The sequence below is a fragment of the Bradyrhizobium amphicarpaeae genome, assembly GCF_002266435.3.
In the GTDB taxonomy this organism is placed as follows: domain Bacteria; phylum Pseudomonadota; class Alphaproteobacteria; order Rhizobiales; family Xanthobacteraceae; genus Bradyrhizobium; species Bradyrhizobium amphicarpaeae.
Genome location: NZ_CP029426.2, coordinates 604,430 through 616,590 on the forward strand (window position 1 = coordinate 604,430; position 12,161 = coordinate 616,590).

Consider the following 12,161-nt stretch of genomic DNA (forward strand, 5'->3'; position numbering starts at 1 on the left):
ACCGATATTCTCGCCGGCCAGACGGCAGGCCGGACAATGGAGGACGACAGCCATGACCACGTCACGCCGCATCCTGCTCGCCGGAATGGCGGGGCTCGCCGTCGCTCCGACCAGTCTCGCAGCGGCACCCGCGCCAGCGCGCGATGGCACGACAGTTGCCGAAGAACGGTTTGCACGCATGATTGCCGCCGCACATGCGCCCGACGTCACCAACGCCCGGCAGGCCGAGCGTTACGCGGACGCGCATTGGCCTGACTATGTCGTGGCCGCGAGAGCCGTGCTCGACGCGCGCGCGTGAGACGCACTACCTCGCCACCGCACGCCGCACCTGCTCGCCGATCTGCGACAGCACCAGCTGCGCCTGCGGCAGGATCGCGCCCATGGCGTGGAAATTATGAACCATGCCGTCGTGGCAGACATGCTCGACGGCGACGCCCGCGGCGAGCAGCTTGCGGGCATAGGCATTGCCTTCATCGCGCATCGGGTCGTGCTCGGCCGTGTGGATGATCGCGGTCGGCAGGCCCGTGAGCCGCGTCGCCCGTAGCGGAGAAACGCGGGGGTCGGCGGTGTCGATGCCGTCGGGCAGATAGTCGGAGAGATCGGCCTCGATCGTGACGCGGTCGATCAGATGGCCCTCGGCAAAGGCCTCGCGTGAGGGCGAGGTTTCCTCGAAATCCAGCACCGGGCAGATCAGGCATTGCGCGGCGATGGCGAGGCCTGCGGTCTGGGCCGCCTCCTGGCACACGATGGCTGCGAGCGTTGCACCGGCGGAATCGCCGCCGACCACCAGACGGTCCGCATCGATGCCGAGCGACGCGGCCTCGCGCGCGACCCATTCGGTGGCGGCGATCGCGTCGTCGATCGCAGCCGGGAATTTGTGCTCCGGCGCGAGCCGGTACTCGACCGAGACGAGGCGGCAGCCGGTGGCGTGCGCCAGCGCCGCCGCGATGCGATCATGGGTGGCGACGCCGCCCGCGACCAGGCCGCCGCCATGGAAGAACACGAAGCCGGGCGCTTGCTCATCGGCATTTGCGGGCGTGTAGAGCCGATAAGGCAGTTCGCCAGCGCGGCCGGGCAGCATGCCGTCGCGCGAGGTCACATCCGGGGCGTCTACGCGGGCGAACTGCATCAGCTTCGCGAGCGATTGCCGCCGCGCCTCCACGCTCGGCCGGCCCTCCGCCCGCGGCCCAGCCGCCGCCATCATGGTCAACAAGCGCTTTGCGAGCGGATCGAGCGACATGCTGCTTCCTTTCTCCCCTGGCAGCGAGGGTAGCCCACCCCTTGACCGCAGGGAATCATTTAGATGTTGCGTCCAATAGTGGCGCGATATTGCGGCATCACGCCAAGAGGAAGCCTTTCATGGCCGAGATCAGGAAGCCGATCGAATATTCGCCGAGCTGGACCTTCTTCGAGGGCAAATGGCACGACGGCAATGTCCCAATCATGGGTCCGCGCACCCATGCGGCCTGGCTCGGCTCGATCGTGTTCGATGGGGCACGCGCGTTCGAGGGCGTCGCGCCCGATCTCGACCGTCACGTTGCCCGCGCCAATCAATCCGCGATCAATTTCGGCCTGAAGCCGATGGTCGATACCGGCACCTGGTTCACGCTCGCGACCGAAGGCATCGCGCGCTTTGCAGCCAATGCCGAGCTCTACGTCCGCCCGATGTACTGGGCGCAGAACGGCTCGGGCGGCGGCGTGCTGTTCGACCCCGAGACCACCAATTGGTGCCTGTGCATCTACGAGGCGCCGATGCCGAAGCCGGTCGGTAATGCCATCACGCTGTCGCCGTTCCGCAGACCCACCGCCGAATGCGCGCCGGTCGAGGCCAAGGCGGCCTGCCTCTATCCGAACAATTCGCGCGCGCTCGCCGAAGCCGCGTCCCGCGGCTTCCAGAACGCGCTGATGCTCGACATGCTCGGCAACGTGGCCGAGTTCGGCAATTCCAATGTGTTCATGGCCAGGGACGGCGTGGTCTATACGCCGGTGCCGAACGGCACGTTCCTCAACGGCATCACGCGCCAGCGCGTCATCACCCTGCTTCGTGGCGACGGCGTCACCGTGGTCGAGAAGACGCTGCGCTATGCCGACTTCCTGGCTGCCGACGAGATCTTCTCCACCGGCAATTTCGCAAAAGTCGCGCCGGTGATCCGCATCGACGAGCGCGAGCTGAAGCCGGGTCCGTTCTACACGCGCGCGCGGAAACTCTATTGGGACTTTGCGCATGCGGTGAAGCTGGCGGCATAATCCGCGCTTTCCGCCGTCATGCCCGCGCATGCCGAGAGCTATTTCTGTCGCCGAAACCGGCTGAACTGAAACGCCTGCGTCGAACTCCACGGCGTATGATGCGTCTCGCCGCGCGTCTCGACCAGTTCGAAATCCGGCCCGAGGACTGCTGCAAGGCTGGTGCTGTCATGGCGCTGTACCGGCAAGCCGCTGCATTTTTCCGGACCATCGGGCGCAAACGTCGCAATGATGATCTGGCCGCCCGGCGCAATCGCCGATCGCAGCCGCTCGACATAGGCGTCCCTGTCGTGCGAGTCGGTCAGGAAGTGAAACGCCGCGCGGTCGTGCCACACATCGTAGGTCCTGGCCGGCCGCCAAATCGTGGCGTCGGCGACGATCCAGTCGACCGCGGAAGAGGCCTGACCGAGTCGGGTCTTCGCCGCGTCGAGCGCGTTGGCGGAGAGGTCCAGCACGGTGAGATCGCGATATCCGTCCCGAAGAAGATCATCGACCAGCCGCGATGCGCCGCCGCCGATATCGATGATGGCAACCCCCCGGTCGGGAGCGGCTGCCATGATCATCGCAAGCGAGGTCGCGGGGCTGTCCTGAAACCAGCTGACCTCGGCCTCGCCCTTGGTGGCGTAGACCTTGTCCCAATGCGAGCTTCGATCGCACATCGCGCGTCCTTCGGCTCAGCTGCCGGCGGCGAAGAAGGAGCTACTCCTCCTTCTTCGACATGCGCTCAAGGCGCTCCTGCATGTCCTTCATCTGCTGGCGCAGATCGTCGATGTTGCTGTCCTTCGGCGCCTCGGCAGTCGCCTCGGCCTCCGGCTCGGCGGTGGTCGCCGGGCGGCCCGTATTGGGAACAAACGGCTTGAACATCGAGAAGGTCTGCTGGAACAGCTCCATGTTACGGCGGACCTGTTCTTCCAGCGGCGCAAACGGGGTTCCGGAGAGCGAGTTGGCAATCTGCTTGCGGAACTTCTCCTGTTCCTGGGTCAGCGTCGCGATCGACTGCTCGAGATATTTCGGCACCACCATCTGCATGCTGTCGCCGTAGAAGCGGATCAGCTGGCGCAGGAAGGTGGTCGGGAGCAGGTTCTGGCCGGCCTTGTTCTCCTGCTCGAAGATGATCTGGGCGAGCACGGAGCGGGTGATGTCGTCGCCGGTCTTGGCGTCATAGACCAGGAAATCTTCGCCGTCCTTGACCATCGCGGCGAGGTCTTCCAGCGTCACGTAAGTACTCGTTCCGGTGTTGTAGAGCCGGCGGTTCGCGTATTTCTTGATGGTCGTGGGTTGGTCTGATTTCGCCATGGGCTCTCACTTGCAAACGCGGAGAACGGGAACCGAGCGGGCTATGCCGCAGGGCGGGAAGAGTACGCAACGCAACAAAATAAGCATTTTCAAAGGGCTCACGCTACCGTTTTGTGCGGCACGGTTAATCGCGCAGCAAAATCTTGCTTGCGAAAGCGCCAAGAACGCTATTTTGAATGCGCTGCGGCATGAATTTGGTCGTCGGCCGATTGACATGCCTCAACGACGTTAACAGGATGGCTGACGAGACTGGCGAGCCGTTTTCCCAAAGCCCCGCCTGCCCCCTTTTCAAGAAACCCAAGCCTCAGGAGATGCCCATGTCAGACGATGTCGTCATCGTCAGCGCCGCCCGCACCCCGGTCGGTAGCTTCAACGGAGCGTTCGCGACCCTTCCCGCCCACGATCTCGGCGCCATCGCCATCAAGGCGGCGCTGGAGCGCGGTGGCATCGAGCCCGGCCGGGTCTCCGAAGTCATCATGGGTCAGATCCTGACCGCCGCCCAGGGCCAGAACCCGGCCCGCCAGGCCTCGATCGCCGCCGGCATCCCGGTGGAGAGCCCGGCCTGGGGCGTCAACCAGCTTTGCGGCTCGGGCCTGCGCACGGTTGCGCTCGGTTACCAGGCGCTGCTCAACGGCGATTCCGAGATCGTGGTCGCCGGCGGCCAGGAATCCATGAGCATGGCTCCGCACGCCCAATATCTGCGTGGCGGCGTCAAGATGGGCCCGGTCGAGTTCGTCGACACCATGATCAAGGACGGCCTGTGGGATGCCTTCAACGGCTACCACATGGGCAACACCGCCGAGAACGTCGCACGGCAGTGGCAGATTACCCGTACCCAGCAGGACGAGTTCGCGGTCGCCTCGCAGCAGAAGGCCGAGGCGGCGCAGAAGGCCGGCAAGTTCAACGACGAGATCGTCCCCGTCACCATCAAGACCCGCAAGGGCGACGTCGTCGTCAGCGCCGACGAATATCCGCGTCACGGCGCCACGCTCGACGGCATGGCCAAGCTCAAGCCCGCCTTCGAGAAGGACGGCACGGTCACCGCAGGCTCGGCATCCGGCATCAATGACGGCGCGGCCGCCGTGGTGCTGATGACCGCCAAGCAGGCCGCCAAGGAAGGCAAGAAGCCGCTCGCGCGGATCGTGTCCTGGGCGCAGGCCGGCGTCGATCCGAAGATCATGGGCTCGGGCCCGATCCCGGCCTCGCGCGCCGCGCTGAAGAAGGCCGGCTGGAATGTCGGCGATCTCGACCTGATCGAGGCCAACGAAGCCTTCGCGGCGCAGGCCTGCGCCGTCAACAAGGATCTCGGCTGGGATACCTCCAAGGTCAACGTCAACGGCGGCGCGATCGCGATCGGTCATCCCGTCGGCGCGTCCGGCGCACGCGTGCTGGTGACGCTGCTGCACGAGATGCAGAAGCGTGATGCGAAGAAGGGCCTTGCCACGCTGTGTATCGGCGGCGGCATGGGTATCGCGATGTGCATCGCGCGCGACTGACGATCGCTGACGCGCAGTTTGCGCGTGCGCTGCACACGTCAGTGAGTGCGTTGCACGCGATTAAAAAGGCAGCGGTTGCAAATCAAATATTCTTCGCAACCGCGCAAGCCTCGACTAAAGAAAACGCCCGGCTCAACGCCGGGCGTTTTGTTCTTGATGTCCGTCAAACCAACCGCATAATCCAACGTTAAAAACAATCACGTCAGAAACGTCCGAAGAGTCCAAGGGAAGGAATACAACATGGCACGTGTTGCATTGGTCACGGGTGGTACGCGGGGCATCGGGGCTGCGATCAGCAAGGCACTGAAGGCGGCTGGCTACAAGGTTGCGGCGAGCTATGCCGGCAACGATACGGCGGCGGAGAAGTTCAAGGCCGAGACCGGCATCGCCGTCTACAAGTGGGACGTCAGCAGTTTCGATGCCTGCGCCGAGGGCGTGAAGAAGGTCGAGGCCGATCTCGGACCGGTCGAGGTGCTCGTCAACAATGCCGGCATCACCCGCGACACCGCCTTCCACAAGATGACGCTGGAGCAGTGGAACGCGGTCATCAACACCAATCTCGGCTCGCTGTTCAACATGACGCGCCAGGTCATCGAGGGCATGCGTGCGCGCAAGTTCGGCCGCATCATCTCGATCTCGTCGATCAACGGCCAGAAGGGGCAGTTCGGTCAGGTCAACTATTCCGCGGCGAAGGCCGGTGACATCGGCTTCACCAAGGCGCTCGCGCTCGAGAACGCCAAGGGCGGCATCACCGTCAACGCGATCTGCCCCGGCTACATCAACACCGAAATGGTTCAGGCGGTCCCGAAAGACGTCCTGGAGAAGAACGTGATCCCGCAGATTCCGGCCAACCGGCTCGGCGAGCCCGAGGAGATTGCCCGTGCGGTGGTGTTCCTCGCGGCCGACGAGTCCGGTTTCATCACCGGCTCGACGCTGACGGTCAACGGCGGCCAGTACATGGTGTGATGCGATCGCATCAGGTGCGATCATAAGCCAATGTCTCGTCTTGCCCGGGCTTGTCCCGGGCATCCACGGCCCTAAAACAACCGTCGCCACGGAAGAACGTGGATGGCCGGGACAAGCCCGGCCACGACGGAAATTGGCCAATGACTCCCCGTACCGCCACGCTGATCGGATTGACCGCGATCCTGATGTGGTCGCTGCTATCGGTGATGACAGTGGCGACCGGAAGGATCCCGGCGTTCCAGCTTGCCGCGATGACCTTCGCGATCGGCGGCCTGGTCGGCCTGCTCACCTGGATCGGCCGCGGCGGGGCGGCGAAGAGCCTGCGTCAGCCGCTCGTCGTCTGGGTCGTCGGCGTCGGCGGCCTGTTCGGCTATCACGCGCTGTATTTCCTCGCGCTGCGCTTTGCGCCGCCGGCCGAAGCCGGCCTTCTGAACTACATGTGGCCGCTGCTGATCGTACTGTTCTCGTCGTTTCTGCCCGGTGAGCGGCTCGCGCTGCATCACATCATCGGCGCGGTGCTCGGCCTCGTTGGCACCGTGCTGCTGTTCGCCGGAAACACCAGCGGGTTTGCACCGGGTGCGGTGCCGGGACTGATCGCGGCCTTCATTGCCGCGTTCGTCTGGGCTGCCTATTCGGTGCTGTCGCGCCGGCTCAAAGCCGTTCCCACCGATGCGGTCGCGGGCTTCTGTCTGGCCACCGCCGTGCTTGCCGCGCTGATGCACGGCCTGCTCGAGACCACCGTATGGCCGGAGACCACGCTGCAATGGCTCTCCGTGATCGCGCTCGGCATCGGTCCCGTCGGCGCCGCCTTCTATGCCTGGGACATCGGCATGAAGCGCGGTGACATCCGCGTGCTCGGCGCCGCCTCCTACGCGACCCCGCTGCTCTCGACCGGCTTCCTCATCGCGGCCGGTTTTGCCAAGGCCAGCGCCAACATTGCGATTGCCGCAATCCTCATTGCCGGGGGCGGTCTGATCGCGGCCAAGGACATGGTGTTGAGGAAGCGATGATGCGCCCGATCACGGTCCCGCTGATGTTGGTCGGACTCGTCTGCGTAAGCGCTTCGGCGCAAGTGGGCGCAACCGCTGAGACCTTTACCGGCATGCATCGGAACGAGAGCATCAATGGGCGCCCCGAAACGGCGACGATCACCGACGGGAAATCCTTTATCCGACTGACAGAGAAGCAGTATCGGACCGGTCAATATCGGCCGGCCTACGAAACGCTTCCGACCAGGATCGTTCGTCGATTGCCGGTGCAGAAAGACAGCAAAAACTAGCTTCGGGGCACGGGGAGCGGCGGTCGGCGGGGCCGGTTTGAGCTACGGCTCCCAACCCTTCGAGGCGAGCTCGAAGCCTGCGAACTCGAACGCAGGTGCGACGGTGCAGCCGACCAACGTCCAATCGCCCGTGGTTTCCGCCATCTGCCAGGCTTGCGCCGGCACGATTCCTTGCGGCCGTTCGCCGCCGGCGAGGTCGGTGCCCAGTCGCACTTCGTGCTGCGAGCAGCCGTCATGGGCGATGCGAAGCATCAAGGGGCTGCCGGCGTAATAGTGCCATGTCTCAACCGCATCGACGCGATGCCAGTGCGAACGCTCGCCGCGCGCCAGCAGGAAGTAGATCAGAGTCGAGCGCGAACGCCCGTTGGCGTCGGTGGCCTGGTCGCGGAACGTCTCGCGGTAATGGCCGCCCTCGGGATGCGGCCGCAATTCGAGGCGCGCGATGATCTCGGCTGCGGTCGGCATCGATCCCCGCCAGGATTTGTTCTTCAGGATTTATGCTTCAGGACTTGTTCTTGCGCTCGCGCAATTCGCCGAACACGGCGGCGGCATCCGCGCCCTTCATGTGTAGCCTGGCTGCGACCTCGGGCGCATCAGCGCGCAGGAACACGTTTGCTCGCTTCTCGTCACCAAGCAGTGAGGGAATGGTGGGCTTGTTCTCGGCCCGGAGCTTGGTGACCTCCGCCGCGCGCGCCTGGAGGGCCGCATTGTCGGGATCGACGGTGAGGGCGAACTTGACATTGGAGGCCGTGTATTCGTGGCCGCAATAGAGCTTGAAGTCGTCGGGCAGGGCGCGCAGCTTCAGAAGCGAATCCCACATCATCGGATAGGTGCCCTCGAACACGCGGCCGCAACCGATCGAGAACAGCGTGTCGGCGGCGAACACCGTCTTCTCGGTGTCGAACACGTAGGAGATGTGGTCGAGCGTGTGGCCGGGCGTCTCGATGATTCGGGCGAGCAAATTGCCGATCTTGACCACGTCGGCATTGGCGACGCGCAGATCGACATCCGCGATCTTCGCGGCCTTGTCGTGCGGCGCGACGACGCGGCAGTTGTATTTCCGCTTGAGTTCGGCGACCCCGCCGACATGATCGCCGTGATGATGGGTGATCAGGATGTCGGTGAGCTGCCAGCCCTCGCGCTCCAGCGCCGCCAGGATGGGGCCAGCCTCGGGCGCGTCGATCGACGCCGTCGCCTTGGTTTCCACATCGTGGATCAGATAGCCGAAATTGTCGTTTAAACAGCTGAAAGTACGAATTTCGGCGGCCATGTCATCTCCATCGGGCTCAGCCCCGCCAGACAAATATGGCGTTAACGTTGCGCAGGCAATGCAATATTCCGCGCGCGGCGGCGCTCTCGTGCATGTTACATTGCCGTCATGACCATCGACGTCGTCGACCTCCGCGAGTTCTATTCCCGCCGCCTCGGGATCGTGGCCCGGCAAATGATCAATCGCGGCATCAGGGAACGCTGGCCGAGCGCGGAAGGCCAGCGCGTGCTCGGCCTCGGCTATCCCACGCCCTATCTGGGGTTGTTCCGCGAAGATGCCGAGCGCTGCCTCGCCTTTATGCCGGCGGCCCAGGGTGTCCTGAAATGGCCGACGGGGCGGCCGGCGCTGGCCTCGCTGGTCGACGAGTTCTCGCTGCCGCTTCCTGACGCCGCGGTCGACCGCATCCTGCTGGTTCATGCGCTGGAGATGTCGGACGATCCGGCCGCGCTGCTCCGCGAGGTCTGGCGCGTGCTGTCGCCGTCGGGGCGCGTGATCGCAGTGATACCGAACCGGCGCGGGGTGTGGACCCGCACCGACAGCACGCCGTTCGGCCACGGCCGGCCCTATTCACGCTCGCAGATCACCGATCTATTGCGCCAGACCTGGTTCACGCCGACCGCCTGGGGCGAGGCGCTGTTCATGCCGCCTTATGCCGGCGGCTGGGTGCTGAAATCGGCGCAGATGTGGGAGCGCGCCGGTGCGGCACTGTCGCTGCCCTTTGCCGGCGTCCATATCGTGGAGGCGACCAAGCAGGTCTACCGCGCGATCCCCGCCAAGCAGCGGGCGCGGCTCATTCCGTCGCTTGCAAAGCCCGTGCTGGTGCCGTCCTCAACGACGGCGACGCGCGGCTAGCGTCAACTCTCCCGTCAAAAACAAATCGTCCCGGCGAGGCCGGGACGATTCCATATTAGTCGATCAGAAGAGGCTCGCTTACTCGCTGGGCGCGAGATCGTCGCCGGATGCGGCTGGAGCTGCCTCGCGCTCGGGGCGCGGGCCATGCGGCCGGCGTCGCCGGCGCGGGAAGCGTTCGCCACCGCCGGCACCGCCCTCGAAACCGGGCTGGCCGCCATTCGCGCCGCCGTTCACCTGCGGCTGCGGGCCGGTGATGAAGGAGGGCAGACGGTCGACGCTGCCGGCGTCGGCAACGACGGGCTGCGGCTGATTCAGCGGCAGCGGCTGAGGCTGGGGTTGGTATTGCGGCTGCGGACGATGCTCGCGCTCGCGGTGCTCGCGCGGCTGCTGGTTCTCACGCTGATAGGGCTGGTTGTCGCGCGGCTGATGATCACGTTGGTGATGTTCGCGCTGGCCGTCGCGGTCGCGCGCGAAAGGCTGCTGCTGTTGCGGCTGCGGGACGAAGCCCGGCTCCTGGCCGAAATTCGAGAAATTCTCGCCGTCGTCGTCGCCGTCGTCGCTATTGCTGCTGATCGGCTCGTCGCCGCGCGGCTGCTGGTTCTGGCGGAACTGTTCCTGGGCCGCGGCGATCAGGCGGAAATAATGCTCGGCGTGCTGGTAGTAGTTCTCGGCCGCAACGGGATCACCGGAGGAACGCGCGTCGCGGGCCAGCTGGAGATACTTTTCGGCGATGTGCGAGGCGGTGCCGCGGATCTTGATGTCGGGTCCGTTGGACTCGTAGACCCGGGTCATCGGGTTCTGGCTGCGCCGGTTATTGTTGTTGTTGTTATTGTTATTGTTGCGGTTGCGCATCCGCTGCTTGTTCTGACCGTTTCTCATGTCCTGCCTTTAATTCCAGCCCTAAACGTTGCACGCGTTACTGATTGCTAGGAGTGACCTGGTGACAGCGGTTCACATCGCTCGCGCGCACCGCGCGCAAGAGCGGATCGAACCCTGCCGATGTTCGTCGACCGTCGCGCAACAAAGACGCGTTCCCCACCCGCCAGCACTGATCGCCAGCGAATCCATTCATTTTGCCTGCCGAAACAAGCCCAGCTGTGTTGCGTAAATCTTCAAGCGCAATATCAGGCTTTCGTTCACTTTGCGGTCGGAGAGCAGCGCAGCTCCACTGGCTATCGCGCTTCACAGGACCTGCGGCTTGGAACCTTTATCAGTAAAGCTCTCGCCCGAGAGCCCGGCTTTCGCCCGTAGGTCTACGGGGCCGGCACCGATCTATTGATTGGAACGTAGTCGTTCCCAAGGGATATTCCAAGAGCTTTTTGCAGGCCAATCCGGCTTTTATGGGGGCATTTTTCGGGCCGAAACGGCACGCGGAATGCCCGCCAGGTCGGCCTTGGGTGGCCTGTCCACCGTTAACCCGCCGGCCGTCATCAAGGTTTCAATCGTCCGGGCCTGCCCCTGTCCGGCCTCGACAATCAGCGCTCCGCCGGGGGCGAGACGCTCGGCGGCCTGCGGGATCAAGACGCGATAGGCGTCATATCCGTCATTGCCGCCGTCGAGCGCCAGACGCGGATCGTGCTCGCGCACCTCGATGCTCAGGGTCGGGATTTCGGCGGAGGGAATATAGGGCGGGTTCGAGACGATGAGATCGAACGGGCCACGCAGCGCCGCCAGATAGGAGCAGGCGACGAAGCCGGCGCGGCGGGCGAGGCCGAGGGCGACCGCGTTGTCGCTCGCCGTATCGAGCGCCATCAGGCTGACATCGGTGCCGACCCCGAACGCATCGGGAATCTCGCGCAGCAATGCGAGCAGGATGGCGCCGGATCCGACGCCGATATCTGCGATGCGCGGGCCCCGGCCCGAAATCGCCAGCCCGCGAAAAATCTCGAGCGCGAGCTCGACGACGGTCTCGGTGTCCGGCCGCGGGACCAGCGTCGCCTCGGACAACCGCAACGGCATGCCCCAGAACTCCCGCGTGCCGAGAATGCGGGCGACCGGCTCATGCGCGAGCCGGCGCTGCGCGTATCGTTCGAGCCGCGTGGCTTCGTCAGGCGTGAGTTGTCGCGATGCCTGCGTCACCATGCCGGTCAGATCGAGCTCCAGTGCGGCCCCGACGAGCAGGCGCGCATCGAGGGCCGCCTCTTCGATGCCGGCCGATCGCAGCCGTGCCGCGAGCGCGCGCCGCGCACTCTCGACGTCATGTCCGGGACCGAAGCCTGTCGTCAATGGAACCATCCTGCCTGGCATCGTGGATAGATCGGCAGGCTTGCTTGCGTCAACGGAAAGGAGCGCGTTTGATCGCGCCTCGCTAGCGTGGAGGGGTCCATGACGGCCTATGACGACCAGAATTTGTTCGCAAAGATCCTGCGCGGCGAGATCCCCTGCTTCGAGGTTTTCAGGGACGACCGCAGCCTGGCCTTCCTTGACATCATGCCGCGCGCGCCCGGGCACACGCTGGTGATTCCGCGGGCGCCGGCGCGCGGCATTCTGGATATCGCGGAGGACGATCTCGCCGCCGTCGCCCGGACGGCCAAGCGGATCGCGCTTGCGGCGATGAAGGCGTTCGACGCGGAGGGGATCATCCTCCAGCAGTTCAGCGAACCGGCCAGCGGGCAGGTGGTGCTTCACCTGCACATGCACGTCATGCCTGTCAGGGCCGGCGTCGAACTGTTGCCGGCGCAGACGCGCAAGGAAGATATGGCCGTGCTCGCCGACCACGCCAAGCGGATGATCGCGGCGCTTGGCAGCTGATTGCGGC

The 12,161-nt window shown here is 64.9% G+C and carries 15 protein-coding genes; 8 read left to right on the forward strand and 7 right to left on the reverse strand.

Annotation, left to right across the window (positions count from 1 at the left end; genetic code table 11):
• The first annotated feature begins 52 nt into the window (after positions 1-52).
• The gene (locus CIT40_RS02975) at positions 53-298 is read left to right on the forward strand and encodes a hypothetical protein (protein WP_094891075.1); all 246 of its coding nucleotides are present in this window, start codon (positions 53-55) and stop codon (positions 296-298) included.
• A 6-nt stretch (positions 299-304) separates the two neighbouring features.
• Here the strand turns inward: CIT40_RS02975 and CIT40_RS02980 are convergent, their stop codons facing one another.
• Positions 305-1,240, reverse strand: coding sequence for an alpha/beta hydrolase (locus CIT40_RS02980; protein ID WP_094890982.1), 936 nt, complete (start codon positions 1,238-1,240; stop codon positions 305-307).
• A 119-nt stretch (positions 1,241-1,359) separates the two neighbouring features.
• On the opposite strand from CIT40_RS02980, the gene CIT40_RS02985 reads away from it, so the two are divergent.
• Positions 1,360-2,247, forward strand: a complete 888-nt coding sequence (locus tag CIT40_RS02985; RefSeq protein WP_094890981.1) for a branched-chain amino acid aminotransferase — start codon at positions 1,360-1,362, stop codon at positions 2,245-2,247.
• Positions 2,248-2,285: 38 nt separating this feature from the next.
• On the opposite strand, the gene CIT40_RS02990 is transcribed toward CIT40_RS02985, so the two are convergent.
• Positions 2,286-2,903 (reverse strand): class I SAM-dependent methyltransferase, encoded by a 618-nt coding sequence (locus CIT40_RS02990; RefSeq protein ID WP_094890980.1) that lies wholly within the window; start codon positions 2,901-2,903, stop codon positions 2,286-2,288.
• A gap of 40 nt (positions 2,904-2,943) precedes the next feature.
• A complete protein-coding gene (gene phaR, locus CIT40_RS02995; protein ID WP_094890979.1) occupies positions 2,944-3,540 on the reverse strand; it encodes a polyhydroxyalkanoate synthesis repressor PhaR in 597 nt (198 codons plus the stop codon).
• 317 nt (positions 3,541-3,857) lie between these two features.
• On the opposite strand from phaR, the gene CIT40_RS03000 reads away from it, so the two are divergent.
• The 4 genes from CIT40_RS03000 to CIT40_RS03015 all read left to right on the forward strand — a co-directional run bounded on the left by CIT40_RS03000 (position 3,858) and on the right by CIT40_RS03015 (position 7,281).
• Positions 3,858-5,036, forward strand: coding sequence for an acetyl-CoA C-acetyltransferase (locus tag CIT40_RS03000; RefSeq protein ID WP_094890978.1), 1,179 nt, complete (start codon positions 3,858-3,860; stop codon positions 5,034-5,036).
• Positions 5,037-5,276: 240 nt separating this feature from the next.
• Positions 5,277-6,002: an acetoacetyl-CoA reductase gene (gene phbB, locus CIT40_RS03005; RefSeq protein ID WP_094890977.1), complete on the forward strand. Its 726-nt coding sequence runs from the start codon at positions 5,277-5,279 to the stop codon at positions 6,000-6,002.
• Between the two features lie 140 nt (positions 6,003-6,142).
• Entirely contained in the window at positions 6,143-7,012 is an 870-nt protein-coding gene (gene yddG / locus CIT40_RS03010; RefSeq protein ID WP_094890976.1) for an aromatic amino acid exporter YddG, read from the forward strand.
• Entirely contained in the window at positions 7,009-7,281 is a 273-nt protein-coding gene (locus CIT40_RS03015; protein WP_094890975.1) for a hypothetical protein, read from the forward strand. The genes yddG and CIT40_RS03015 overlap by 4 nt, the downstream gene beginning before the upstream one ends.
• Positions 7,282-7,323: 42 nt before the next feature.
• Here CIT40_RS03015 and CIT40_RS03020 read toward each other — a convergent pair whose 3' ends face one another.
• A complete protein-coding gene (locus CIT40_RS03020; protein WP_094890974.1) occupies positions 7,324-7,746 on the reverse strand; it encodes a cupin domain-containing protein in 423 nt (140 codons plus the stop codon).
• A gap of 37 nt (positions 7,747-7,783) precedes the next feature.
• A complete protein-coding gene (gene gloB, locus CIT40_RS03025; protein WP_094890973.1) occupies positions 7,784-8,551 on the reverse strand; it encodes a hydroxyacylglutathione hydrolase in 768 nt (255 codons plus the stop codon).
• 108 nt (positions 8,552-8,659) lie between these two features.
• Between gloB and CIT40_RS03030 the strand changes: the two genes are divergently transcribed.
• Entirely contained in the window at positions 8,660-9,403 is a 744-nt protein-coding gene (locus tag CIT40_RS03030) for a methyltransferase domain-containing protein (protein ID WP_094890972.1), read from the forward strand.
• Between the two features lie 78 nt (positions 9,404-9,481).
• Here CIT40_RS03030 and CIT40_RS03035 read toward each other — a convergent pair whose 3' ends face one another.
• A complete protein-coding gene (locus CIT40_RS03035) occupies positions 9,482-10,282 on the reverse strand; it encodes a DUF4167 domain-containing protein (RefSeq protein WP_094890971.1) in 801 nt (266 codons plus the stop codon).
• Between the two features lie 459 nt (positions 10,283-10,741).
• Positions 10,742-11,638 carry a peptide chain release factor N(5)-glutamine methyltransferase gene (gene prmC, locus CIT40_RS03040; protein WP_094890970.1) on the reverse strand — a complete coding sequence of 299 codons (897 nt, stop codon included), beginning with the start codon at positions 11,636-11,638 and terminating at the stop codon, positions 10,742-10,744.
• A gap of 90 nt (positions 11,639-11,728) precedes the next feature.
• On the opposite strand from prmC, the gene CIT40_RS03045 reads away from it, so the two are divergent.
• Complete coding sequence (locus CIT40_RS03045; RefSeq protein WP_094890969.1) at positions 11,729-12,154, forward strand: HIT family protein; 426 nt, start codon at positions 11,729-11,731, stop codon at positions 12,152-12,154.
• Positions 12,155-12,161 lie beyond the last annotated feature (7 nt).

Bases quoted from the DNA above. Each gene is read 5' to 3' on its own strand.
- phaR (WP_094890979.1), bottom strand. From the start codon at position 3,540: ATGGCGAAATCAGACCAACCCACGACCATCAAGAAATACGCGAACCGC.
- CIT40_RS02985 (WP_094890981.1), top strand. From the start codon at position 1,360: ATGGCCGAGATCAGGAAGCCGATCGAATATTCGCCGAGCTGGACCTTC.
- CIT40_RS03045 (WP_094890969.1), top strand. From the start codon at position 11,729: ATGACGGCCTATGACGACCAGAATTTGTTCGCAAAGATCCTGCGCGGC.
- CIT40_RS02975 (WP_094891075.1), top strand. From the start codon at position 53: ATGACCACGTCACGCCGCATCCTGCTCGCCGGAATGGCGGGGCTCGCC.
- CIT40_RS02980 (WP_094890982.1), bottom strand. From the start codon at position 1,240: ATGTCGCTCGATCCGCTCGCAAAGCGCTTGTTGACCATGATGGCGGCG.
- prmC (WP_094890970.1), bottom strand. From the start codon at position 11,638: ATGGTTCCATTGACGACAGGCTTCGGTCCCGGACATGACGTCGAGAGT.
- CIT40_RS03020 (WP_094890974.1), bottom strand. From the start codon at position 7,746: ATGCCGACCGCAGCCGAGATCATCGCGCGCCTCGAATTGCGGCCGCAT.
- yddG (WP_094890976.1), top strand. From the start codon at position 6,143: ATGACTCCCCGTACCGCCACGCTGATCGGATTGACCGCGATCCTGATG.
- phbB (WP_094890977.1), top strand. From the start codon at position 5,277: ATGGCACGTGTTGCATTGGTCACGGGTGGTACGCGGGGCATCGGGGCT.
- gloB (WP_094890973.1), bottom strand. From the start codon at position 8,551: ATGGCCGCCGAAATTCGTACTTTCAGCTGTTTAAACGACAATTTCGGC.
- CIT40_RS03030 (WP_094890972.1), top strand. From the start codon at position 8,660: ATGACCATCGACGTCGTCGACCTCCGCGAGTTCTATTCCCGCCGCCTC.
- CIT40_RS03000 (WP_094890978.1), top strand. From the start codon at position 3,858: ATGTCAGACGATGTCGTCATCGTCAGCGCCGCCCGCACCCCGGTCGGT.
- CIT40_RS03035 (WP_094890971.1), bottom strand. From the start codon at position 10,282: ATGAGAAACGGTCAGAACAAGCAGCGGATGCGCAACCGCAACAATAAC.
- CIT40_RS03015 (WP_094890975.1), top strand. From the start codon at position 7,009: ATGATGCGCCCGATCACGGTCCCGCTGATGTTGGTCGGACTCGTCTGC.
- CIT40_RS02990 (WP_094890980.1), bottom strand. From the start codon at position 2,903: ATGTGCGATCGAAGCTCGCATTGGGACAAGGTCTACGCCACCAAGGGC.